Below are 24,150 nucleotides of genomic sequence, written 5' to 3' on the forward strand. Positions count from 1 at the left end.
GACCTCGTCGCGTGACGGCTGAAGAGCGGCACGACGTTCGTTAGCGGGCTGCGTTGTCGTTGAGCGTCGCCACCGTCTTCAGCGCGCCGTCGAGCATATCGCCCTTCTCGTCCTTCAGTGCCATCTCGCGCAGGCGGCGGATCCAGTCGGCGGCATCAGTGCGGCCCTTGAGCAGATCGAGCGCCGACAGCACGCGGTCAAATTTCGACTGGGCGCGGACATGGGTGTCGCTGTAGCCCTTGATCAGCCGGCGGCAGTTGAGGATCTCGACAGCCAGCGCGTAGTCTTCCGGGACGTACCGGAGCGCCAGTGCATACCAGCTGTCGAGATGAGCGATCTCGACCTTGTGGCGCAACAGGCGGCGGCGCCAGCGGCGCAGGCCGCCGATGAACCACAGCGCGGCAAAGCCGGCAAAACTGTCGGTGCGGATGCGGCGGCCGTGGTTGATGCGGCGATCGAGAAACGCGGCGAGCTTCGGCCGGTTCTCGATGTAGCTGCCCAGGCTTGCCGGGAGCGTGCCACAGAACTCCTCGATGCGCGGATGGAAATATTCGGTCACCTGCAGGATCGAACCGTGCTTGACGCCGACCTCGCGGCGCACCCGTTTGTCGCGCGTCGAACGCGTCTTCAGGTCGGCAACGCGGATCATGTCGTCGTAGCACAGGGCGTTGGCCAGGTGCTTGGCGGCAGCAATCGACAGCGCATAGGCATGGTCGGCGCTGTCCAGCGCGACGGCGCGGTCCAGGCGGTCGAGATACTCGCCACCATAGGCGATGTCCTGGTAGTCGACGACTTTCTTCAAGCCGCGAAGCGCCATGTCGCGAAGAGGTTCCGGCCCCGCACCGACACGCGTTTCCAGCGCCTGCCAGCCTTTCAGCAGGTTTTGCGGACCGCTCACTTGCCCGGCACCCGGGACAGGCTCGGCAACCTTCGGCTTTTGCACCGGCGCGGCCGTGCCACGCGCGCGGTCATAGGCGGCACCGAAGGCGGCAAGGCTGGCCTTCGCGCCCCGGCCACCGGCACCGATCGCCTGCTCGTAGCTTTCACGCGTGAACGGCAGCGCGTCGGACCCCGCCAGCGCGCCAAGCAGGCTGGCCGAGATCATCGAGCCTTTGTCGGCGGCGATCTTTTCCATGTCGAAGGCGATGAAGCGCTTCGATGCGGCCTCCGCGGTCGCATGCACCTTTGAAGACGATGCCCGCCCGTCACCCGGCTCGATCTTTTCCGACACGGCGGCGATGCGGTGCGACGAAGCGATCAGCGTGGTGCGCTCAGGCGTGACGAAGCCGCGGATGATGGCGCGGCCGGCTTCCATCAACTCCGCCGCGATCAAAATGTCGACGTCGCCTTGCGAAGGCGACAGCGCGAAGACCGGCAAGCGGCCGGTGTCGCGGGCCATCTCGACATAGTAGATGGTGGCGCCGGTGCGCTGGGCGACGCCGGCCACCGAGGTCGATTGCGCGACATATCCGTTGCGCTCGGCGACGTCGGTGATCCAGTCGGCCAGCACCCCGCCGCCCTGGCCGCCCACAGCCAGCACGGCAAGCTTGATGACGCGCTCGTCATCCTGAGCGCCGGCCCGGGCGCGAAATGGAGGGACAGCGTCAAGCATCGGCGAAGGTCAGGCGCCGGCTTTCGCGGCGGCGCTGCAACAGGCTGATGGTGGCGCGGCGCGCCGTTTCGAGGAAGCGGTCCCAGCGGTTCGGATTGTGCACGACATCGGCGCGATAGAAGGACGGGCAGAGCACGGCCGCATCGGCGACCTCGCCGCAATTGCCGCAGCCGACGCAGCTCTGGTCGATATGCGCCACCGGATCGTCGCGCAGCGGATCGTCGAGCGACTTCACCGACAGCGAGGGGCAGCCGGACAGCCGCATGCAGGCGTGGTCGCCGGTGCAGATGTCCTCGTCGACGCCGAACTTCGGTTTCACCACCCGCTCGCCGCCCCTGATCGCCTTGTCGACCAACGGCTTTTCGCGGCGCTGCCGGTTGAGCATGCATTCGGACGAGGCGACGATGACCTTTGGTCCCTTCTCCTCGGTCGTCAGCGCCTCGCGCAAAGTGTCCTGCATCCTGGTCACGTCATAGGTGCGGTCGACATGGCGCAGCCATTTGACACCCATGCCTTTCACCGCCTCGGTGATCGGATGCTTCGTCGACTTGGTCTTGTTGCCGGCGCGGGACGAGAGAATGTCCTGTCCGCCGGTCGCTGCCGAGTAGAAGTTGTCGACGATGACGATGACGCCGTCGTTCTTGTTGAACACCGCGTTGCCGATCGAGGAGGTCAGGCCGTTGTGCCAGAAGCCGCCATCGCCGACGAAGGAGATCGAACGGCGCTTGGCGTCAGGCGAATTGAACGCCGAGGCGGAGGCCGGCCCCAGCCCGTAGCCCATGGTGGTGGCGCCGAGTTCGAAAGGCGGCATGATCGAGAACAGATGGCAGCCGATGTCGGAGGCGATATGGTGCTTGCCGAGCTCCTGCTCGACCAGTTTTGTTGCGGCGAAGATCGGCCGCTCCGGGCAGCCGATGCAGAAGCCGGGCGGGCGGCCGGGAACCACGTTGATCAGGTCCGCGGTGTCGACGCCGTCGCCAACCTTGTTGGGCGCGCGCACCTCGCCCGGCAGCAGATGCGGCGCTTCGGCGCGCAGGAAAGCACCGATGCCGTCGAGCATGACCTGGCCGGTGTATTCGCCGGCCATCGGCAGATGCTCCTTGCCGACCAGCCTGGTGCCGCGCCCAGCCTTGTGCAGCATCGAGGCAAAGGCCTGTTCGATGTAGTTGGGCTGGCCTTCCTCGACGACGAGCACCGACTGCTTGCCCTCGCAGAAGGATAGGAACTCATCATCGATCAGGGGATAGACGGCGTTGAGCACGTAGAGCGGCACGTCGGTGTCGCCATAGGTGTCGGCGAGGCCGAGCCGCTGAAGCGCGCGGATGACCGAGTTGTACATGCCGCCCTGCATGACGATGCCGACCGAGCCGTGGTCCGACCCGAAGAATTCGTTGATCTTGTTCTTGCGGATGAAATCGACCGCCGCCGGCCAGCGCTTCTGCACCTTCTCCTTCTCGTGCAGGAAGGAGGCGGGCGGCAGCACGATGCGGCCGGTGTCGCGGCGAGGTGCGTCGAGCGCATCGGCCACCGTCATCGGCGGCCGCTTGTTGTCCTTGGCGATGAAATGGCCATGGACGTGGCAGCAGCGGATGCGGACCTGCAGCATCACCGGCGTGTTGGAAATCTCGGACAGCTCGAAACCGTCCTCCACCGCCTTGACGATCGACGGCAAATTGGGGCGCGGATCGAGCAGCCAGACCTGGCTCTTCATGGCGAAGGCATGGGAGCGCTCCTGCATGATCGAGGAGCCTTCGCCGTAATCCTCGCCTACAATGATCAGCGCGCCGCCGGTGACGCCGCCGGACGCGAGATTGGCCAGCGCATCGGAGGCGACGTTGGTGCCGACGGTCGACTTGAAGGTCGCGGCGCCACGGATCGGGTAATGCACCGAGGCTGCCAGCATGGCGGTGGCGGTGGCTTCCGAGGCACTGGCCTCGAAATGCACGCCGAGCTCGCCCAGAATGTCCTGCGCATCGGCCAGCACATCCATCAAATGGCTGATCGGCGCGCCCTGATAGCCGCCGACATAGCCGACGCCGCATTGCAGCAGCGCCTTGGTGATGGCGAGAATGCCCTCGCCGGCAAACTCCTCGCCGGCGCCGAGCCGGAGCTTCTCGACTTCCTTGGCAAAAGACCGTTCGGCCATGTCGGCCTCCTTCCGTTACCGCCGGGCGCGCCGGCAGTGCGTACATCTAGATGTCGTGCTTGCGAATGTTCTTCAGCATCTTCTGCAGCGTCGCGATCAGCGCCGCGTATTCGGCATCGTCGACATCGTCGAACATCGCCTCGAACGCGTCATGCATGGCCGGCCAGGCGCGCGCGAACTCGGCGCGGCCATCGTCGGTCAGGAACACATGGCGGATACGGCTGTCGGTGACCCCCTGCTCGCGCCGCACAAACCCTTGCCCCTCCAGCGTGTCGAGCGTCCGGCTCAAGGTCGACTGCTCGATGACCGTATAGACCGAGAGGTCATTGACGGTGACGCCGTCGGTGACCGACAGCACGGCCAGCGTGCGCACCTGCGGAATGGTCAGGCCCTGCTTGCGAAAATCGTCGCGCAAGGTGGCGTTGTAGCGGCCCATGATGCGGTTCATCAGATAGGGCGCGAATTGCTGCAGGCCGATCTGCCCCAGGGTGGAAATGCGCTGGCGCTTTTCCGCAACCTTCTGTTCCATCACAGCCTCCCCGCCAGGAGAAAGCCGGAGCCGCCCCCCAGGCCCGCGCCCGGATGGGTCGAGGCGCCGATATGGTAGAGGCCCTTGATGCCGGTCTGGTGGTTGCGGCTGGCCTTGAACGGCCGCCACAGGAACGACTGGTCGAGGGTCGACGAGCCGCCATAGGGGTCGCCGCCCACCAGATTGATGTTCATCGCTTCCAGATCGGCCGGGGAATAGGCGCGGCGCGCAATCACACTGTCCCTGAAGCCGTCGATATGGCTGGCGAGGATCGCCTCGACACGATCGACATAGGCTTCGCGCAGCGCTTCGGTCCAGTGCCCGTCGGCGGGTGCCTGCAGCTTGCCGGCGGCGTCGCCCTTGATGTGCCGGGGCGCCTCGGGCAGCTGCAGCCACAGGATCGCCTTGCCCTGCGGGCAGCGCGACGGATCAAGCGCGTGCGGCTGGCCGACACAGATGGTCGGCACCTCCGGCAGCATGCCGCGCGCCGCCTCGTTGCAGGCCTTCGACACGCCATCCAGTCCCGGGGTCAGGTGCAGCAAGGCCACCTTGTCCAGTCCTTCGCCACGCCAGGCCGGAGGCCTGTCGAGGGCGTAGTGGATCTGGAAGTTGCCCTTGCCGTAGCGGTATTTCCGCGTCGCCTCGACGTCGTCCCCGGGTGCCTCGCTGCCGAGCAGCCGGCCGTAGAGCTGCGTTGGCGTCACCGAGCAGATGATGCTTTTTTCGCGTGGACCGTTTCGCCCGACGCCAGCCGCACGCCGGTGGCGCGGCCTCCGGTCAGGATGATGGAGGCAACGTCCGCTTCGGTGGATATGACGCCACCGCGCTCGGTGATGAGCGCCTCGAAGGCCGACAGCAGGTTCTTCGCGCCGCCCTTGACGATCGGCGCGCCGGCGGCTTCCAGCGCGAAGGCGATGACCTTGGCGATCTGGCCGGAGAAAGCATCTTCCGGCCCAAGGCCGGCATGCAGCACCCAGGGCGCCCACAACGCGCGGACGGTCTCCGACTGGTAGGTGCTTTCCAGCCAGCCGCGCGCCGGCACAAGCGCTTCGCCGAGAAAGGCGGCAAGATTGCGCGGGCTTCGCCGCCAGGCTTCGCCCGCCAGCAGCTTCGTCGTCGGGTAGGACCAAAGGCTGCCGCCAAGCAGGCCGAACAGCAGGCCGGCATTGCGCTCGATGCCGCCGACATCGGCCGCGTGCCCGTCGCCGTCACCCGCCGCGATCGCGTTCAGGGCGGCAACATTGGCGGCCCGGTCGGTGCTGAGCACGGCATGGCTGCCGTCCGGCCGCAGCACGCCGGTCGGCGTGCTCGTGTGGCAGAACTCCAGCCCGTGCCGTGCAAGGTCGGCGCCAAGTGCCGCAAAGGCAGGCGAGGTGATGAACAGCACGAAGGTGGTCGCCATCACGTCATGGATGAAGCCGGGCGCGGTGATCTCCTCGGTGCGCATGCAGCCGCCGATGCGGTCGTTGCGCTCGAGGATGAGCACCTTGGCGCCCTTGCCGCCGAGCATCGCCGCGCAGACCAGCGCGTTGATGCCGCTGCCGACGATGATGTGATCCGGCTGACTCACCTTGATCTGCCTTCGTTCAGCGTGTGTCATCCAGCTTGGGCACGATCTCTTGCGAAACCGGCCCTCGCCTTGGTGCGATCATGCCTTCGAGACGAGCGCCAGCGCGCGGATCGGGCTGCCGGTGCCATGCTCGATCTTGAGCGGCGCCGCGATCAGGATCGCACCCTTCGGCGGCAGCTGGTCGAGGTTGCACAGGCTGGCAAGCCCGTAGCGGTTGGCCTTGTGCATCAGGCTGTGCGCTGGGAATGGCGGCTCCATGCCGCCGGCCTTGCCGGCGTCGGTGCCGATGGTCTCGCTGCCCCAGCCCTTGATGTTCTTGCTGATCAGGTACTGGATGGCTTCGGCCGTCGGGCCGGGCGTGTGCGGACCGGTCTCATTGGCATTGAGGAATTCGGCTTCCGAGCCATTGCGCTTGTACCAGTCGGTGCGCATCACCACCCACTCGCCGGCATTGATGGCGCCATGCTTGGCTTCCCAGGCCTTGATGTGGTCGACGGTGAGCAGGAAATCGTGATCGGCGGCGGCTTCCTTCGAGCAGTCGATGACATTGACCGGGCCGACGAAGTTCTGCGCCGGAATGGTATCGGTGGCGCCGTCCGGATAGTCCTTGCCGGTGATCCAGTGCTTGGGCGCGTCGAAATGCGTGCCCGAATGCTCGCCGAGCTTCAGCCAGTTCCACGCCCACCAGGGACCGTTCTTGTCGTAGGCGGAGATGGTGTGGATCTCGACCTTCGGCGTGTCGACGGCGAGTTCCGGCGGCAGCTTGATCAACGGAGTGTCGGGACCGAGCGGCGCCGACAGGTCGACCACCTTGATGGCGCCTGAAAGAAGCTGGCCGGCGACTTCGCCGAGGAGTTTTTGGGTGTCCATGGTCTCTGTTCCCTCTTTCGTGATGGTGATCAAGGCTCGTCGCGGCCCTTAATATCCTACTAGACGAAAACATATGCATCTGCAATTATCTTTAAGCATAAAGGAAATGGGAACGGGGCGTGAGCGAGTTCGACGCCATCTTTGTCGGGGCGGGCCACAACAGTCTGGCATGCGCCGCGCATTTGGCGCTCAAAGGCTGGAAAACCGGGATTTTCGAGCGCAGTGCAACAATCGGCGGCGCCGTCCAGACCCGTGAATTCACCCTTCCCGGCTTCCGCCACGACTTCGGCGCGATGAATCTGAGCCTGTTCGCTGGCTCGGCCTTCCATCGGAAATATGCAAATGAATTGAAAGCGGAGGGGTTGGGGTTCGCTCCGGTCGCCGACTGTTTCGCCAGTGCCTTTCCGGACGGCCGCTGGTTCGGCGTCAGCAACGATCTGGAAAAGGCCGCCGCGCGCATGGCCGCCTTCTCAGCCGCCGATGCCGCGACATGGCGCAGGCTGGTCGCCGCCTTCCCGGCGGAGGCCGAGCATCTGTTCCGGCTGCTGGGCTCGCCGATGAGCGCCCGCGCTCTGGCCGGCACCGCCTGGAACCTGTGGCGCAAGAAGGGTGTTGCCGGCGCGCTCGACACCGGGCGATTGCTGCTGTCGTCGCCACGTGCCTGGCTGGAGGAGAATTTCGAGTCCGCGCATGTCAGGGCAACGCTCGCCACCTGGGGCATGCATCTCGACTTCGCGCCCGACATCGCCGGCGGCGCCGTGTTTCCCTACCTGGAATCGATGGCCAATCAGAGTTTCGGCATGGTGCTGGGCAAGGGTGGCGCCGACACCATCATCCGCGCGCTCTCGGGCATGGTCACTGCCGCCGGCGGCAAGATCGTCACCGGGGCCGAAGTGGCCGAGATCACGGTTTCCGCCGGCAAGGCGACCGGCGTGCGGCTCGCTTCCGGCGACACCCATACCGCCACCAAGGCCGTCATCGCCGGCGTTGCGCCCAGGGCGTTGACCGGCAAGTTGCTGCCCAACGGTTCCGGCGACGCCGGCTTCGACACGGCGATGCAAGAATTCCGCCACGCGCCGGGCACGATGATGATCCATCTGGCGCTCGACGATCTGCCGGACTGGCGCGCCGGCGCCGAGCTTCGCCAGTTCGCCTATGTGCATCTGTCGCCGTCGCTCGACGCGATGTCGCGGACCTATCAGCAGGCGATGGCAGGCATGCTTCCGGACGAACCGGTGCTGGTCGTCGGCCAGCCGACCGCGATCGATCCGTCTCGCGCACCTGAAGGCAAGCATGTGCTGTGGGTGCAGGTGCGCATGCTGCCCGCAGAAATCCTCGGCGACGCTGCCGGCAAGGTCGCGCCGGACCACTGGGACAAGGTCAAGGACCGCTACGCCGACCGCGTTCTCGACATCATCGAAAGCTACGCGCCCGGCCTACGAAACAAGATCCTGGGCCGCTCGGTGTTTTCGCCCATCGACCTGGAACGCGAGAACCCGAACCTCGTCGGCGGCGACCAGGTCTGCGGCAGCCACCATCTGGCGCAGAATTTCCTGTTTCGCCCGGCCCGCGGTTTCGCCGGCTGGAACACGCCGGTCGGCAATCTGCATCTCACGGGTGCCGCGACGTGGCCAGGTGCCGGCACCGGCGCGGCTTCGGGCTACATGCTCGCGCAACAGCTTGGCGGGAGGTAGGAGCCGAAGATTTCTAGAGGTGCCGAAGATTTCTAGAGGTGAAGGAGGGCAAGGCGCTGCTGCCCAAGGAGCCTGAACCAAGGAACTGACATTGCCGCGCAAAGAAAATACAACCAACAAGGGGAACGACCATGACAATCAACAGACGCGAATTGCTCGGATACAGTGCCGCGGCACTCGGGGTGGCCGCTGTCGGCCTGCCGCGGATCGCCAAGGCGGCTGCCGGCGAACTGACCATCGCCTACAACGTCAACCTGCCGTCCTGGGACCCGACCACCGGACCCTCGGCGGTCAACCCGACGATCCAGGGCCTCTACCAGTCGGTGTTCGACCAGTTCATCCCGCAAAAGCCGGACCTGTCCTTCGCACCGGGCCTGCTGACCGAGTGGGGCTGGAACGACGACCGCACCAAGATCATGATGACGGTGCGCGAAGGCGTGACTTGGCATGACGGCTCGCCGTTCACGGCCGAAGACGTGGTCTGGTCACTGCAGCGGGCGGGTGACGAAAAGACCGGCAACCCGATCCAGTTCGTCTGGAAGAACGTCAACAACTTCAAGATCGACGGCAACAAGATCACCGGCGACGTCGTGCAGTTCGACCCGGTGTATTTCAAATGGATGTCGTTCCTGACCGGCTACATCATGCCCAAGGCGTATTACGAAAAGGTCGGCGCCGAAGGCTTCGAGAAGGCGCCGATCGGCACAGGTCCCTACATGGTCGAGAAGTTCGAGCGCAACGCCTTCCTGCGGCTCAAGGCCAACCCGACCTACTGGGGCGGCAAGCCGGCCTTCGAGAATGTGACGATCAAGTTCGTCACCGATGCGGCGAGCCGCGTCGCCGAGATCGAATCCGGTTCCTCGCAAGTGACGCTCGAAATTCCCTATGAGGAGTATGACCGGCTGATCGCCAAGGACGGGCTTGCCGGCTCGTGCAAGAACGTCTCCGACATCGGCATGATCTTCTTCAACGACATCGAGGCGATGCTGGACAAGAACGTCCGCCAGGCAGCGGTGATGTCGATCGACAAGAAGCTGCTCGTCGACCGCCTGCTGCGCGGCTACGGCCAGCCCATCGATACGCTGGAAACGCCGGAATACACGGCCTACGATGCGTCGATCAAGGTCGAGCACAATCCGGAGAAGGCCAAGGAATTGCTGGCCGCCTCGGGCTATTCGCCCGAAAAGCCGGTCAAGTTCACCATCCAGACGACCAAGGGCTTCAAGCCCAAGGACTACGAGATGATCCAGGCGATCGTCGGCATGTGGCGCAAAGTCGGCATCGAGGCGACGATCGAGGTCTACGAGATCGCCAAGCATTACGAGCTGCGCGCCGCCGACAAGCTGGCGCCGGCCGCCTTCTACAACTGGGGCAATGCCATCGGCGACCCGACCACCTCGACCGGCTTTGCCATGTATGGCCCGAGCCCGCATTCGGTGTGGGACAGCCAGGACCTGATCGACATGATCAACCCGCTGTGGGGCGAAAAGGACGAGGCCAAGCGCATTGCCGGCTGGAAGGCGGTCGACAAATACATCGCCGAACAAGCCTATGTGCTGCCGCTGATGCAGTATGCGCAGCCGATCGTGCATGCCAAGGGCGTCAATGTGGTCCAGCATGTGTCCGGCGCGCTGCTGCCGGCCCTGATGACTCCGGCCTGATATCGGTCCGGGATTGCCGCGCGCCGTCGACAGCGACGGCGCGCATTTTCCATCAGGCATACGAGCCCGCGGGCTCCTGCAAAGACTTACATGCTCCTGCAAAGATTCCTGATCCGCCTTCTGACGATGCTGGTCACGCTGTTCGGCGTGGCCGTCGTCGTCTTCGTCGTGATCCGCGTCGCGCCCGGCGATCCGATCGCGATGATGTTGCCGCCCGGAGCGACCGACGCCGACATCGCGCGGCTGCGCGCGCTCTATGGTCTCGACAAGACCATCCTGCAGCAATTCTTCATCTGGCTGTCCGGCGTTGTCAGGGGCGATTTCGGCACCTCGATCTCGCTGCGACAGGACGTGCTGGGGCTGGTCTTCAACCGGCTGCCGGCGACGCTGGAACTCGCCATCGTCGCGCTCATCATGGCGGTGGCGATCGGCGGCACGACGGCGATCCTCGGCGCCCGCGAACGCGGCACGGCGGTCGAGGCCGGCATCGATATCGCCAGTGGCACCGCCCTTTCCATTCCCGACTTCCTGTGGGGCCTGGTGCTGATCCTTCTGTTCGGCGTGCTGATCCCCGTCTTCGATATTTCCGGCCGGGTGTCGCCGCAGCTCGACCTGCCCTTCGTCACCCAGTTCTATCTGTTCGAGAGCTTGCTGCGGCTGCGCTTTGACCTGACTTGGGATCTCTTGAAGCACATGCTGATGCCGGCCGTCGCGCTGGCGCTGCCGCTGGCGGCGATCATTGCGCAGCTGCTGAAACAGTCGCTGAAGGAAGTGCTCGACCTCGACTATGTCGTGCTGGCGCGGGTGAAAGGTTTCTCGGAAACGCAGGTCATCCTGCGCGAGGCGTTGAAGAACGCCGCGCTGCCGACGCTGACCCTGGTCGGGGTACAATTCACCTTCCTGATCGGCGGCACGGTCATCGTCGAGCGGCTGTTCTCCTATGAAGGCCTCGGCAACATGGCGATCGATGCCGTCATCAACCGCGACCTGCCGCTGATCCAGGGCATCGTGCTGGTCTTCGCGCTGTTGTTCGTGCTGATCAACCTCGTCGTCGACATGATGTATGCGCTGCTCAATCCGAGGTTGCGCCATGGATGACGGCCGCATTTCAAGACACGGCTCGGGCGCGAAACTCTGGTTGGCCGGCGGCTGGCTGCTGCTCGCACTGCTTGCTGCCATCTTCGCGCCACTGGTCGCGCCGCAGGATCCGCTGGCGCAGGACCTGATGCTCGAGCGGCTGCCGCCGTTCTGGCTGAGCGGCGCCGAACCCGGCTACTGGCTCGGCACCGACAGTCTCGGCCGCGATCTCCTGTCCCGGCTGATCTTCGGCGCCCGCATCGCCTTCATCGTCGCTTTCGCGGCAGCCACCGCCGCGTGCCTGGTCGGCTCGACGCTTGGGCTGGTCGCCGGCTATTTCGGCGGCTGGGCCGACCGCATCATCTCGCGCATCGTCGATGTCTGGATGGCATTTCCGCCGGTGCTGTTCGCCATCCTCCTGGTCGCCGTGCTCGGCACCGGCCTGAGTTCCGTCATCATCGCCATCGCCGTCATCGACTGGACGCGCTTTTGCCGGGTGATCCGCGCCGAGACCATGGGCCAGTCGCGCATGGACTATGTCGAGAATGCCCGCATCGCCGGCTATGGCCGCATCGGCATCATGCTGCGCGAAGTGCTGCCCAATGTGGTGCCGTCGATCGTCGCGTTGCTGTCGCTGGAAATGGGCATCGCTGTCATCGTCGAGGCGATCCTGTCCTTCGTCAACCTGTCGATCTCGACCGACGATCCGACCTGGGGCGGCATCATCGCCGAGGGCCGGCTGTCGATCCATCAGGCCTGGTGGGTGCTGGTGTTCCCGCTGATCACGCTGATCCTCACCGTACTGTCGTTCAGTCAGTTCGGCGAAGGGTTGAAGGCGCGTTTCGACCCGGTGCTGCGATGAGCGCTTGCCTCGACATCAGGGATTTGAGCGCCGTGCTGCCCAACGGCCAGCGCGTGCTGCGCTCGGTATCGCTTGCGGTTCAACCCGGCGAGGTCCGTGCACTGGTCGGCGAGAGCGGCGCCGGCAAGACGATGATCGGCAAGGCCGTGCTTGGCGTGTTGCCGTCGAGCGTGCGCATTGTCGAAGGCGACATGCTGCTTGAAGGCGAAGACCTCGGCAAATTGCAGCCGAAGGCGCGCCGCACGCTGATTGGCGCCCGCACGGCTCTGATCCCGCAGGATCCGCTGACCGCGCTCAATCCATCGCGCCGCATCGGCCCGCAGATGACCGACCGGCTGGTGCGCATTCTCGGCTGGAGTGGCGAGAAGGCCGATCAGCGCATCCGCCAATTGCTGGACGAGGTGCAGATCCGCGACCCCGACCGCGTGCTGAAAAGCTATCCGCACGAGCTTTCAGGCGGCATGCGCCAGCGCGTGCTGATCGCGGCCGCCTTCGCCGCCGAGCCCCGGCTGATCGTCGCCGACGAGCCGACCACGGCGCTCGACGTCACCGTGCAGAAGCAGATCCTGCGGTTGATCGTACAGTTGCAGCGCGAGCATGGCACCGCGATCCTGTTCGTCACCCATGATCTCGGCGTCGTCGCCAAGATCAGCCAGAAAGTGTCGGTGCTTTATGCCGGCAAGGTGGTGGAAGAGGCCGAAACGGCTGCTCTCTTCGCCGCACCGCAGCACCCCTACACGCGAGCACTGATGGCCGCCACACCGCGCTACACCGACCCGTTCGCTTCGCTGAAACCGGTGGACGAAACGGTCCTGGCCGGGCTTGCCGCCGAGATCGCGTCCGCCGACCAGGCCTGGAGGCGTCCACATGGCTGAGCTGCTGTTTTCCGTGCGCGGGCTGAAAGTCGCGCTGCCCGACATGACGCGCAAGCCGCTGATCGGCCGCGCGCCATTGGCCGAAATCCTGAAAGGCCTGGATTTCGACCTGCCGAAGGGGTCGGTGACCGGCATCGTCGGCGAGTCAGGGTCGGGAAAATCGACGCTCGGCCGCGCCCTCGTGCGGCTGCTGGAGCCCAGCGCCGGCAGCGTCACCTTCGACGGCCACGACATCACCCATCTGCCGGAGGCGGAGCTGCGGCCACTGCGCCGCAACCTGCAGATGATCTTCCAGGATCCGATGTCGTCGCTCAACCCGCGTCGCACCATTGCCAGCATCATCGCAGCGCCCCTCAAGCAGAATGGCCTTGGCGACAATCTCAGGGCACGCGTCGCCGAGGCGTTGCAGCGCGTCGGCCTGCCGCAGAGCTTCGCCAGCCGCTACCGCCACGAACTGTCGGGCGGCCAGCGCCAGCGCGTCGGCATTGCGCGGGCACTGGCGCTGGCGCCGAAATTCGTGCTGGCCGACGAGATCGTCTCCGGGCTCGACGTGTCAACGCAGGCGCAGATCCTCACACTGCTGGAGAAGCTGGCGGCGGAGATGGGCCTGACGGTCGCCTTCATCAGCCACGACCTTTCGGTGATCCGGCGGCTGTGCCGGCAAGTGATCGTCATGCGCGAAGGCATGATCGTCGAGGCGAGCGCCACCGACGCCTTGTTCGAAAACCCGCGGCAAAGCTACACGCGCGACCTGATCTCAGCCATCCCGCTGCCGGAAATCGACGCTGGCTGGCTGGACATCCCGCCTGCCGCCAAGGACCCGACATGAATGCATACGCACGCCGAAATGCGGGCCTCGGAGGTGCGGCCGGCAATGACCCAAGTCCCGCCAATGGAGGAGGACTGACATGAAGACGATACTTCGAAACGCAACGCTCGCCGCGGCCATCCTTGGCAGTGCCGGCATGGCCGCGGCCAGCTCGATCCCCGGCATGCACGGGCACGATCACACCGGCATCACGGTTCCCGACATGAAGCAGGCGGTCGACTTCTTCACCGATGTGGTCGGCTGCAAGAAGGCGATGTCGTTCGGCCCGTTCGCCGACGACAAGGGCACGTTCATGCAGGATCTGCTGGGCGTGGACCCCAAGGCGGTGATCGAGGAGATCACCATGGTCCGCTGCGGCTATGGATCGAACATCGAATTGTTCAAATACACCGCACCGGACCAGAAGGATTTGAAAGCCCGCAACAGCGACATCGGCGGCTTCCACATCGCCTTCTATGTCGACGATGTCGCCGCCGCCAAGGCGTATCTCGACGCCAAGGGCGTGAAGACCAGATTGGGACCGCTGCCGGTCAAGGAGGGGCCAGCCGCCGGCCAGACCATTCTCTATTTCCAGGCACCCTGGGGCCTGCAGCTGGAGGCGATCAGCTATCCGACCGGCATGGCCTACGAGAAAGGCGCCGAGACCGTGTTGTGGAGCCCAAAGAACCCGGAAAAATGACCTGACGGCGCGCTTGCGTGACGACACGCAAGCGCCCCTCGTCAATGTCGGATAATCATTTCGATATGAAACTTTAAGCTTGAAATAATTTGCCGCCGGCGCGATACTCAAATCAGCAAGCGAAGAGGAGATCGCAAAGATGAAGGTTGCGGTTCTCGGCGGCGGACCAGCCGGCCTCTACTTTGCCATCTCGATGAAGCTCAGGGACGCCGCGCATGATGTGACGGTGTTCGAGCGCAACCGCGCCGATGACACGTTCGGCTGGGGCGTCGTGCTGTCGGCCGAGACACTCGAAAACCTGTCGAAGAACGATCCCGTCAGCGCCGTCTGGATCAAGAAGCATTTCGCCTACTGGGACGACATCGCCGTCATCCATGATGGCGTGCGCACGGTTTCGACCGGCCATGGCTTCTGCGGCATCGGCCGCAAGCGGCTGCTCATCCTGCTGCAGCGCCGCGCCCGCGAACTCGGCGTCAAGCTGATGTTCGAGACCGACATCGCCGATCCCAAGCCCTATATGGAAACGCATGATCTGGTCGTCGCCGCCGACGGGCTGAACTCCAGGGCGCGCAACACCTTCGTCGACATCTTCAAGCCCGACATCGACACCCGCAAGTGCAAGTTCGTCTGGCTCGGCACCAAGCAGAAATTCGACGATGCCTTCACCTTCATCTTCGAGAAGACCGAGCATGGCTGGGTGTGGGCGCACGCGTACCAGTTCGACAGCGACACCGCGACGTTCATCGTCGAGTGCAGCGAACAGACATGGCAGGCTTTCGGCTTCGGCTCGATGTCGCAGCAGGAATCGATCGCCACCTGCGAGCGCATCTTCGCCAAGCATCTTGGCGGCCACGCGCTGATGACCAATGCCAACCACATCCGTGGCTCGGCCTGGATCAATTTTCCGCGCGTGCTGTGCGAGCGCTGGTCCTACAAGAACCTGGCGCTGATGGGCGATGCGGCGGCATCGGCGCATTTCTCGATCGGCTCCGGCACCAAGCTGGCGCTGGAAAGCGCGGTGGCGCTGGCCGACTATGTCGAGTCCGAGCCGGACCTCGACGCCGCATTCCGCAAATATGAGGATGCCCGCCGCACCGAGGTGCTGAAGCTGCAGTCGGCGGCGCGCAATTCGCTCGAATGGTTCGAGGAGGTCGAGCGCTATCTCGGCCTCGATCCGGTGCAGTTCAACTATTCGCTGCTGACCCGCTCGCAGCGCATCAGCCACGAGAATCTGCGGCTGCGCGACGCCGAATGGCTGGGCGGCGCCGAGGAATGGTTCCAGCGCCAGGCAGGCGCCGCCGCCAACAACCTTCGCCGCGCGCCGATGTTCGCGCCGTTCAAGCTGCGCGACATGAGGCTCGAGAACCGGATTGTCGTCTCGCCGATGGCGCAGTACAAGGCCGTCGACGGCTGTCCGACCGACTGGCATTTCACACACTATGCCGAGCGGGCCAAGGGCGGCGCCGGGCTGGTCTATATCGAGATGACCTGCGTCAGCCCCGAAGGCCGCATCACGCCCGGCTGCCCCGGCTTCTATGCGCCCGAACATGAAGTGGCGTGGAAGCGGCTGGTCGATTTCGTGCACACGGAGACCGAAGCCAAGATCTGCGCGCAGATCGGCCATTCCGGCGCCAAGGGTTCGACGCGGCTCGGCTGGGAAGGTACCGACGTGCCGCTAACATCCGGCAACTGGCCTGTGATGGCGGCCTCGGCCGTGGCGTGGTCACCGCAGAACCAGGTGCCGAAGGCGATGGACCGCGCCGACATGGACAAGGTGCGCGACGAATTCGTGGCGTCCGCCGAGATGGCCGATCGCTGCGGCTTCGACATGCTCGAGATCCATGCGGCGCACGGCTATCTCCTGTCGTCCTTCATCACGCCGGTGACCAACCGGCGCACGGACGCCTATGGCGGATCGCTGGAAAACCGCATGCGCTATCCCCTCGAGATCTTCCGCGCGGTGCGCGCCGCCTGGCCGGCGGAGAAGCCGATCTCGATGCGCATTTCGGCGAATGACTGGGTCGGCATCGAAGGCGTGACGCCAGCCGACGCGGTCGAGATCGCGCGGCTGCTGCATGAGGCCGGCGTCGACATTTGCGACGTCTCGGCCGGCCAGACCTCCGCGCTGGCGAAACCGGTCTATGGCCGTATGTTCCAGACGCCGTTTTCCGACCGCATCCGCAACGAGGTCGGGATGGCGACGATGGCGGTCGGCAACATCTACGAGCCTGACCATGTCAATTCGATCCTGATGGCCGGCCGCGCCGACCTCGTCGCACTGGCACGGCCACATCTTGCCGATCCCTACTGGACGCTGCATGCCGCGGTCACGCTCGGCGATCGCGGCGTCAAATGGCCCGACCCCTATCTGCCTGGCCGGGACCAGCTCTACAGGTTGGCCGAGCGCGACGCTTCGGCGGGGTTGAAAGTATGACGGCCGCCACGACGATTGTCGGCAAGCATGCGCTCGTCACCGGCGGCGGCTCCGGCGTCGGCCGCGCAATCGCGCTGGCATTGGCAGAGGCCGGCATCGACGTCACCATTTGCGGCCGCCGGGAAGCGGAGCTCGCCAAGGTGGCTGGCGAAAACGACCGCATCTTCTCCATCGCCGCCGATGTCACCAATGAGGCGGCGATGACATCCCTTTACGAGACGGCGGAAGCCGCGCGCGGGCCGTTCGACATCGTCGTCGCCAATGCCGGCATGGCCGGCAGCACGGCGGCGCACAAGACCACGCTTGCCGATTGGCAGCGCACGCTCGACGTCAATTTGACCGGCGCGTTCCTGACGGTGAAGCCGGCGCTGGCCGGCATGGCGGGGCGCAAGGCGGGCCGGATCGTCTTCATCGCCTCGACCGCCGGACTGAAGGGCTACGCCTACGTCGCGCCTTATGTCGCCGCCAAGCATGGCGTCGTCGGCCTGATGCGCGCGCTGGCGGCCGAGACGGCGAAGTCAGGCGTGACCGTCAACGCGGTATGCCCAGGCTTCGTGGAAACCGAAATGCTGGAGGAGTCCATCCAGCGCATCATCGAAAAGACCGGCCGCTCGGCCGGCGAGGCACGGTCGAGCCTTGCCTCGACCAATCCGCAAGGCCGCTTCATCCAGCCGCAGGAGGTTGCTGCCGCCGTGCTTTGGCTGTGCGGCGATGCCGCCCGGTCTATCACCGGACAGACGATTTCCATCTCAGGAGGCGAAACATGGTAGCCGGCCCGCTGCCCGCGCCGTCAGGACCCGGCAAGGACCGCCTGCGTCTGTGGATCAGGCTGCTGCGTGCCTCGCGCACGATCGAGGCCGAGTTGCGCGAGCGGCTGAAGAAGGAGTTCAACACGACGCTGCCGCGCTTCGATGTGATGGCCGCACTCTATCGGATGCCGGAAGGCATGCTGATGAGCGACCTGTCGCGCTTCCTGCTGGTGTCCAACGGCAATGTCACGGGCATCGTCGACCGGCTGGTCTCGGAAGGGCTGGTCGCCCGCGCCCGCCGCAATGGCGACCGCCGCACCTCGATGGTGCGGCTGACCGAGGAAGGCTCAGCGGCCTTCGCCACCATCGCGGCGGCACATGAGGGCTGGATCGGTGAATTGCTGGGCAAGGTCAGCGAGGACGACGCGCGCCGGCTGACCGGCATGCTGACCTCGTTCCGCAGCAATTGGGAGGGACGCGAATGACCGCGATGGCCAGGCTCAAGCCGAAGCATTTCCTCTGGCAGGTCGAGGGCAGGATCGCAAAGGTCCGGCTCGACCGGCCGGAGCGCAAGAACCCGCTGACCTTCGACAGCTATGCCGAGCTGCGCGACACATTCCGCGACCTCGTCTACGCCGACGACGTCGATGCCGTGGTGTTCCTGTCCAATGGCGGCAATTTCTGCTCCGGCGGCGATGTCCACGACATCATCGGCCCGCTGGTCAAGATGGACATGAAGGAGCTCCTCGCCTTCACCCGCATGACCGGCGATTTCGTCAAGGCGATGCTCAACTGCGGCAAGCCGATCATTGCGGCTGTCGATGGTGTTGCGGTCGGCGCGGGCGCCATCATCGCCATGAGTTCCGACATCCGCATCGCCACGCCGGAAGCCAAGACGGCGTTCCTGTTCACGCGCGTCGGTCTCGCCGGCTGCGACATGGGCGCCTGCGCGATCCTGCCGCGCATCATCGGCCAGGGCCGCGCCGCCGAACTGCTCTACACCGGCCGCACGATGACGGCGGCGGAAGGCGAGCGCTGGGGATTCTACAACCGTCTGGTCGACGCAGCCGCCCTCGAGGCCGACGCGCTCGACATGGCGGCGCGCATCGTCTCCGGCCCGACCTTCGCCCACGGCATCACCAAGACGCAGCTCAACCAGGAATGGTCGATGGGTCTCGACCAGGCGATCGAGGCGGAAGCGCAGGCGCAAGCGATATGCATGCAGACGCGCGATTTCGAGCGCGCCTACAAGGCATTCGTGGCCAAGGAAAAGCCGGTATTCGAGGGCGATTGAAGATGAACGGTTTTCGCCCAGGCACCCCCCTCTGGCCTGCCGGCCATCTCCCCCGCAAGAGGGGAGATCGGCTGCACGTATTGTTTTCGCCAATCTCCAACGTTGCCAGGTCGAAGCCGTCGGCAAGGCTGCCAATCTCCCCCCTTGCGGGGGAGATGTCCGGCAGGACAGAGGGGGTGCGACGGATCGCGACGAAAGCCGAGGGCGCGCCCATGCCTGATCGATCCTTTCTCTCCTGGCCTTTCTTCGAGGACCGCCATCGCCAGCTGGCCGAGCGGCTGGAAGCATGGTGCGCTAAGAACCTGCCGGTCGATCACCATGACGTCGATGCCGCCTGCCGCGAGTTGGTGGGCAAGCTCGGCAGGGACGGCTGGCTGAAGCCGACGGCCATCGACACCGACAATCCGGGCCCCCTCGACGTGCGTACGCTTTGCATCACGCGCGAGACCCTCGCCCGCCATGACGGACTGGCTGATTTCGCCTTCGCCATGCAAGGGCTCGGCACCGGTGCACTCAGCCTGTTCGGCACGCCCGAGCAGCAGCAATGGCTGGCGAAGACGCGCGCCGGCAAGGCGATTTCCGCTTTCGCGCTGTCGGAGCCGCGCTCGGGATCGGATGTCGCCAACACCGAGATGACGGCGACCCGCGATGGCGACAGCTATGTTCTGTCCGGCGAGAAGACCTGGATCTCCAATGGCGGCATCGCCGACCTCTACGTGGTCTTTGCGCGCACCGGCGAGGCGCCGGGCGCCAAGGGGCTCTCCGCCTTCCTCGTGCCTGGCGACGCCAGGGGCCTTGGCATCGCCGAACGGCTGGAAGTGATCGCGCCGCATCCGCTGGCGCGCCTGTCCTTCGACCAGGTCCGCCTGCCCGGCTCGGCGTTGATCGGCAGACCGGGCGACGGTTTCCGCATCGCCATGTCGGTGCTCGACGTGTTTCGTTCGACCGTCGGTGCGGCAGCACTCGGCTTTGCCCGCCGCGCGCTGGATGAAAGCATCAAGCGGGTGGCCGAGCGCAAACTGTTTGGCGCGCCGATGGCCGAGCTGCAGATGGTGCAGGGCCATATCGCCGACATGGCGCTCGACGTCGATGCGGCGGCACTACTGGTCTACCGCGCCGCCTGGACCAAGGACATGGGTGCGGCGCGGGTCACCCGCGAAGCGGCGATGGCCAAGCTGTTCGCCACCGACAAGGCGCAAGAAGTGATCGACAAGGCGGTGCAGCTGCATGGTGGCGACGGTGTCCGCAAAGGCCATATCGTCGAAAGCCTGTATCGCGAAATCCGCGCGTTGCGCATCTACGAGGGAGCCTCGGACGTGCAGAAAGTGGTGATCGCGCGGCAAGTGATGGGCGCGGCCTGACGGCAAGAGATTTGACGGGCATTCGATTTTGAGACTTGGTTTTTAGAATACCGGGAGGCTTGAAATGCACACGATCCTGCAGCCGGAAGGCTGGGCGAAACCGGTCGGCTATGCCAATGGCGTCGCCGCGCGTGGGCAGCTGGTCTTCATCGGCGGACAGGTCGGCTGGAACGGCCAATGCCAGTTCGAAACCGACGACTTTGTCGGCCAGGTGCGGCAGACGCTCGAGAACATCGTGGCGGTGCTGGCCGAGGCCGGGGCGGAGCCGCGGCACATCACCTCGATGACCTGGTATTTTACCGACAAAGCCGAATACCTCGCCAATCTCAGGGGTATCGGCGAGGCCTATCGCGAGGTGATCGGCCGGCATTTTCCGGCGATGGCCGCCATGCAGGTGATGGCGCTGGTCGAGGACCGCGCCAAGGTCGAGATCCAGGCCACCGCCGTTATCCCGGAATAACGAATTCGTTGTTCAGGAATAACCAATCTCCGGAACAAGTGTCCGTCCCGAATAATTTATTCGCGAAGCCCAGCTTGCCTCAGCAGCGGCAGCACGTGGTCGCAAAAATAGGGCAGTTCCTGCGTGTAGTTGACGAAGGACAGCGCGATGCCCTGATAGCCATGCTCGGCGATGGCGACCATTTCGGCGGCGATCGTTTCCGGCGTTCCGATCAGCGGGTACGTACCGGCGCCGCCAGCAAAGCGCTGCCGGTAGCGGTCGTAGGCGTGCGGGTCGTGCGATTGCGAGAATTCCTTCTTGCCAGCCATATGGGCATCGACCGCATCGTGGTCGGCCATATCAACGGCATAGCGGGTGTAATAGGCCCGCGACTCTTCCATCGTCGGGCGGCAGACGACATGCGCCACCGTGTAGACGCCGACATCTCGGCCCACTTTGTCGGCCCGTTCGCTGATATCGGCGACATGCTTGCCGGCATCACTTATTTCGGAAAAGGTCGTGAACAGATAGTCGCATCTGGCGGCGGCGAAATCGCGGCCCGGCCCGCCGAACGCGGCGTTCATGGTCACCGGGCGCGGCATCTGCAGACTGGCCGGCCGGCTCACAGCCTCCTTGAGATGGTAATAGGTGCCTTCATAATCGAGCGGCTCGGCCGACGCATAAAGCTTTTCGAGGATTTCGATCCACTCGGCCGCCTGATCGTAGCCCTTCTCGACCAGCGGCGTGCCGAACATGCCGAATTCCTTGGGGTTCCAGCCGCAGACGATGTTGAGCCCGGCGCGGCCCTGGCTGATGTGGTCGACCGTCGCCAGCGCCTTGGCGGCATAGAGCGGATGCACGAGCGGCACATGCACGGTCATGAACAGGCCGATCTGTTCGGTGGCCACGGCAAGGGCCGCCGCCCAGGTGAAAGTCTCGAACGACCATTCGCGCACCTTGTTGCGGCCGCCAAAACCGCGCCAGCGCGCGATCGGCAGCATGAACTCCAGGCCGGCGCGGTCGGCGATCTGGGCCGCCGTCAGATTGTCCCGCCAGCTTGCCGTCCAGCGTTCCGGCACGTCGGTGATGGCAAGGCCACCATCCGCATTGGTCGAAAACACGCCAAGCTTCAGTTTGTTGGAGCCGTGCAGGGGATGTGATTTCTTCATGTCGCGACCTCTCGGCGGGAGATGGCACGCTACGGTTCCGTGAAAATATTTCAAGCATGAAATAGCTTCGCCTCGCCATCGTTTGCGGATATGGATTTGGGCAGGACGAGAAAGGGGATCGGCATGAGCGAGTTCCGCCAGAAATGCATCGGCAAGACGAGCCTCATCGGTTCGTTTGCCGCCATTCCTCATCCCGTTGCGGTCGAGGTGATGGCGCTGTCCGGCCTCGACTTCCTCTGCATCGACTGGGAGCATGCTCAGATCTCGCGCGACATGATCGAGAGCATGGTTCGGGCGGCTGACGTCCATCGCGTGCCGGCGATGGTGCGCGTTCCCGGCCATGCGCCGGAAGCGATCCAGGCAGCACTGGACAGCGGTGCGCAAGGCGTGCTGATCCCTCGTGTCTCGACCGCTGCCCAGGCCGAAGCAGCCGTGAAAGCCTCGCGCTATCCGCCACTGGGCGAGCGCGGCGTCGGCCCCGGCCGTGCCGCCGGCTACGGCTATCGCATTCCCGAATATCTTGCCGGCGCGAATGGCAGGATCGTCGTCGCGGTCCAGGTGGAGACATCAGAGGGGCTGGCCAATATCGAAGCGATCGCCGCCGTCGACGGCGTCGACGTTATCTTCGTTGGCCCGGGCGACCTTTCGGTGTCGATCGATGCGATCGGAACGAAGGGTGCCGACAGGCTGAATGCGGCGATCCGGACGATCATCGGTGTGACGACCGCGCACGACAAGGCCGCCGGCATATTTTGCGCCAGCCCGCAGCCTGTCGGGCAATGGGCAGCCATCGGCGCCAGCTTCTTCATCCTGGCCAGCGACACGATGTTCCTCGGCGCCGGCGCCGCGGCCAACTGTGCCGCCGGACGCGACGAATTGGCGTGAGACGAGCGCAGCCAACACAAAAGAGCGTATCGGCCAGGCCACAGGCCGGCGAAACTTTTTAAGCTTAAAACTTTTGCCTTGAAAAGTGTCGTGGTTTGGATAAGCATTCCAAAGTCGATGGCGCCTGCCGTGCCGGACGGGCTTGCCGGCCAGTCCATCGTGGTGCTCCGGGTGGGTTCAAAGGGTTCAGTCCTTGTCGTTCATGCTGCCCCAATCATCGTCCAGCGCGCGCTATGCTCTCGATGGCGTGCGCGCTCAAATCCGCGATCTGCACACCGAGAACATCGCCAACCTCGCCGTGCGTGCGCGCGAGCTCGGCGACGTGATCGCGCTCTGGTATGGCGAAGGCGACATGGTGACGCCGGCCTTCATCCGCGACGCTGCCAAGGCAGCCTTCGATGAGGGCCTCACCTTCTACGTTCCCAATATGCGTGGCCATGGGCCCCTGAACGAAGCGCTGTCAGAGTACCAGACGCGCCTGCACGGCCGACCGATCCCCATCGCGCGCACCACTGTCACGCCAGGCGGCATGCAGGCCTTGTACCTGGCGCTCGAGCTGCTGGTCGATACCGGCACCAATGTCGTCTATGTCGCGCCGCAATGGCCCAACATCCACAACGCCATCCACCTGATCGGCGGTGAGCCGCGGCCGTTTTCGCTCGACTTCAAGGGCGACTGGCATCTCGACCTCGACCGGCTGTTCGCGACCTGCGACGCGCGCACGCGGGCGATCTTCCTGTCAACGCCCTCCAACCCGACCGGCTGGACCGCGTCGCGCCAGGAGATGCAGGCCCTGCTCGACTTCAGCCGGCGCACCGGCATCTGGATCATCTCCGACGAGGTCTATGGCCGGCTCTATTTCGATGGCGACGTTGCTCCCTCGATCCTGCAGATCGCCGAGGACGGCGACCGGGTGCTGTCGGTCAACAGCTTCTCCAAGGCCTGGGCGATGACCGGCTGGCGCATTGGCTGGCTGACGCATCCGTCCGGGGTGGCCGACCAGCTCGGCGCCATGACCCAGTATATCAACAGCGGCACGGCGGCTCCGATCCAGGCCGGCGCTGTTGCGGCCATCCGCCAGGGCGAACCGCTGGTCGAGGAGATCAGGCAGCGGATCAGGACCGGCCTCGACCTCGCCTATATCCGGCTGGCGCAGATTCCGGGCGTCATCCTGCCGGCGAAACCGCGCGGCGGCATGTATGCCTTCTTTGCCTTGGAAGGCGAAAGTGATGCCCGGCAGGCCTGCGCCAAGATCCTGGAGACGGCGCGTGTCGGCCTGGCGCCTGGCCATCTGTTCGGAAGTTCGGCAACGGCCTTCCTGCGGATGTGCGTCTGCCGTGAACGCGACCAGATAGCGACCGCGCTCGACCGCATGGTCGCTGCCATGAATTGACGCCCCGCCGGAGGTGGGGCGG

At 65.0% G+C, this 24,150-nt stretch carries 20 protein-coding genes and 1 pseudogene; 15 read left to right on the top strand and 6 right to left on the bottom strand.

Annotation, left to right across the window (positions count from 1 at the left end):
- Window positions 1–40: 40 nt before the first annotated feature.
- The 5 genes and pseudogenes from AC56QP_RS14785 to AC56QP_RS14805 form a co-directional block, all read right to left on the bottom strand.
- Window positions 41–1,612: an indolepyruvate oxidoreductase subunit beta family protein gene (locus AC56QP_RS14785; protein ID WP_489859228.1), complete on the bottom strand. Its 1,572-nt coding sequence runs from the start codon at window positions 1,610–1,612 to the stop codon at window positions 41–43.
- Window positions 1,605–3,758 carry a thiamine pyrophosphate-dependent enzyme gene (locus tag AC56QP_RS14790; RefSeq protein ID WP_489859227.1) on the bottom strand — a complete coding sequence of 718 codons (2,154 nt, stop codon included), beginning with the start codon at window positions 3,756–3,758 and terminating at the stop codon, window positions 1,605–1,607. The genes AC56QP_RS14785 and AC56QP_RS14790 overlap by 8 nt, the downstream gene beginning before the upstream one ends.
- 46 nt (window positions 3,759–3,804) lie before the next feature.
- Window positions 3,805–4,287: a MarR family winged helix-turn-helix transcriptional regulator gene (locus AC56QP_RS14795; protein WP_023667791.1), complete on the bottom strand. Its 483-nt coding sequence runs from the start codon at window positions 4,285–4,287 to the stop codon at window positions 3,805–3,807.
- Window positions 4,287–5,857, bottom strand: a pseudogene (locus AC56QP_RS14800) (phytoene desaturase family protein). Before AC56QP_RS14800 ends, AC56QP_RS14795 begins: the two are co-directional and overlap by 1 nt.
- 78 nt (window positions 5,858–5,935) lie before the next feature.
- Window positions 5,936–6,727 carry a cyclase family protein gene (locus tag AC56QP_RS14805; protein ID WP_091584595.1) on the bottom strand — a complete coding sequence of 264 codons (792 nt, stop codon included), beginning with the start codon at window positions 6,725–6,727 and terminating at the stop codon, window positions 5,936–5,938.
- 119 nt (window positions 6,728–6,846) lie between these two features.
- Here AC56QP_RS14805 and AC56QP_RS14810 point away from each other — a divergent pair, with 119 nt between their 5' ends.
- The 13 genes from AC56QP_RS14810 to AC56QP_RS14870 all read left to right on the top strand — a co-directional run bounded on the left by AC56QP_RS14810 (window position 6,847) and on the right by AC56QP_RS14870 (window position 20,702).
- Window positions 6,847–8,421: a phytoene desaturase family protein gene (locus AC56QP_RS14810; protein WP_489859225.1), complete on the top strand. Its 1,575-nt coding sequence runs from the start codon at window positions 6,847–6,849 to the stop codon at window positions 8,419–8,421.
- 131 nt (window positions 8,422–8,552) lie between these two features.
- Window positions 8,553–10,082: an ABC transporter substrate-binding protein gene (locus AC56QP_RS14815; protein ID WP_489859224.1), complete on the top strand. Its 1,530-nt coding sequence runs from the start codon at window positions 8,553–8,555 to the stop codon at window positions 10,080–10,082.
- 90 nt (window positions 10,083–10,172) lie between these two features.
- Window positions 10,173–11,180, top strand: a complete 1,008-nt coding sequence (locus AC56QP_RS14820) for an ABC transporter permease (protein ID WP_489859223.1) — start codon at window positions 10,173–10,175, stop codon at window positions 11,178–11,180.
- Entirely contained in the window at window positions 11,173–12,021 is an 849-nt protein-coding gene (locus AC56QP_RS14825; protein ID WP_489859222.1) for an ABC transporter permease, read from the top strand. The genes AC56QP_RS14820 and AC56QP_RS14825 overlap by 8 nt, the downstream gene beginning before the upstream one ends.
- Entirely contained in the window at window positions 12,018–12,896 is an 879-nt protein-coding gene (locus AC56QP_RS14830) for an ABC transporter ATP-binding protein (RefSeq protein ID WP_489859221.1), read from the top strand. Before AC56QP_RS14825 ends, AC56QP_RS14830 begins: the two co-directional genes overlap by 4 nt.
- Entirely contained in the window at window positions 12,889–13,725 is an 837-nt protein-coding gene (locus AC56QP_RS14835) for an ATP-binding cassette domain-containing protein (protein ID WP_489859220.1), read from the top strand. The genes AC56QP_RS14830 and AC56QP_RS14835 overlap by 8 nt, the downstream gene beginning before the upstream one ends.
- Before the next feature lie 79 nt (window positions 13,726–13,804).
- Window positions 13,805–14,404 (top strand): VOC family protein, encoded by a 600-nt coding sequence (locus tag AC56QP_RS14840; RefSeq protein WP_489859219.1) that lies wholly within the window; start codon window positions 13,805–13,807, stop codon window positions 14,402–14,404.
- Between the two features lie 139 nt (window positions 14,405–14,543).
- The gene (locus tag AC56QP_RS14845) at window positions 14,544–16,838 is read left to right on the top strand and encodes a bifunctional salicylyl-CoA 5-hydroxylase/oxidoreductase (RefSeq protein WP_489859218.1); all 2,295 of its coding nucleotides are present in this window, start codon (window positions 14,544–14,546) and stop codon (window positions 16,836–16,838) included.
- A complete protein-coding gene (locus AC56QP_RS14850) occupies window positions 16,835–17,608 on the top strand; it encodes an SDR family NAD(P)-dependent oxidoreductase (RefSeq protein ID WP_489859217.1) in 774 nt (257 codons plus the stop codon). Before AC56QP_RS14845 ends, AC56QP_RS14850 begins: the two co-directional genes overlap by 4 nt.
- Window positions 17,602–18,072, top strand: coding sequence for a MarR family winged helix-turn-helix transcriptional regulator (locus tag AC56QP_RS14855; protein ID WP_489859216.1), 471 nt, complete (start codon window positions 17,602–17,604; stop codon window positions 18,070–18,072). Before AC56QP_RS14850 ends, AC56QP_RS14855 begins: the two co-directional genes overlap by 7 nt.
- Entirely contained in the window at window positions 18,069–18,881 is an 813-nt protein-coding gene (locus tag AC56QP_RS14860) for an enoyl-CoA hydratase family protein (RefSeq protein ID WP_489859215.1), read from the top strand. Before AC56QP_RS14855 ends, AC56QP_RS14860 begins: the two co-directional genes overlap by 4 nt.
- 212 nt (window positions 18,882–19,093) lie before the next feature.
- The gene (locus tag AC56QP_RS14865; RefSeq protein WP_489859214.1) at window positions 19,094–20,242 is read left to right on the top strand and encodes an acyl-CoA dehydrogenase family protein; all 1,149 of its coding nucleotides are present in this window, start codon (window positions 19,094–19,096) and stop codon (window positions 20,240–20,242) included.
- 64 nt (window positions 20,243–20,306) lie between these two features.
- Window positions 20,307–20,702: a RidA family protein gene (locus AC56QP_RS14870; protein WP_269906048.1), complete on the top strand. Its 396-nt coding sequence runs from the start codon at window positions 20,307–20,309 to the stop codon at window positions 20,700–20,702.
- 56 nt (window positions 20,703–20,758) lie between these two features.
- On the opposite strand, the gene AC56QP_RS14875 is transcribed toward AC56QP_RS14870, so the two are convergent.
- Window positions 20,759–21,850, bottom strand: a complete 1,092-nt coding sequence (locus AC56QP_RS14875; RefSeq protein ID WP_489859213.1) for an LLM class flavin-dependent oxidoreductase — start codon at window positions 21,848–21,850, stop codon at window positions 20,759–20,761.
- Window positions 21,851–21,973: 123 nt separating this feature from the next.
- Between AC56QP_RS14875 and AC56QP_RS14880 the strand changes: the two genes are divergently transcribed.
- A complete protein-coding gene (locus AC56QP_RS14880) occupies window positions 21,974–22,735 on the top strand; it encodes an HpcH/HpaI aldolase family protein (protein ID WP_489859212.1) in 762 nt (253 codons plus the stop codon).
- Window positions 22,736–22,937: 202 nt separating this feature from the next.
- Complete coding sequence (locus tag AC56QP_RS14885) at window positions 22,938–24,128, top strand: pyridoxal phosphate-dependent aminotransferase (protein WP_489863598.1); 1,191 nt, start codon at window positions 22,938–22,940, stop codon at window positions 24,126–24,128.
- Window positions 24,129–24,150 lie beyond the last annotated feature (22 nt).

The organism is Mesorhizobium sp. RCAM 05104, assembly GCF_059683645.1.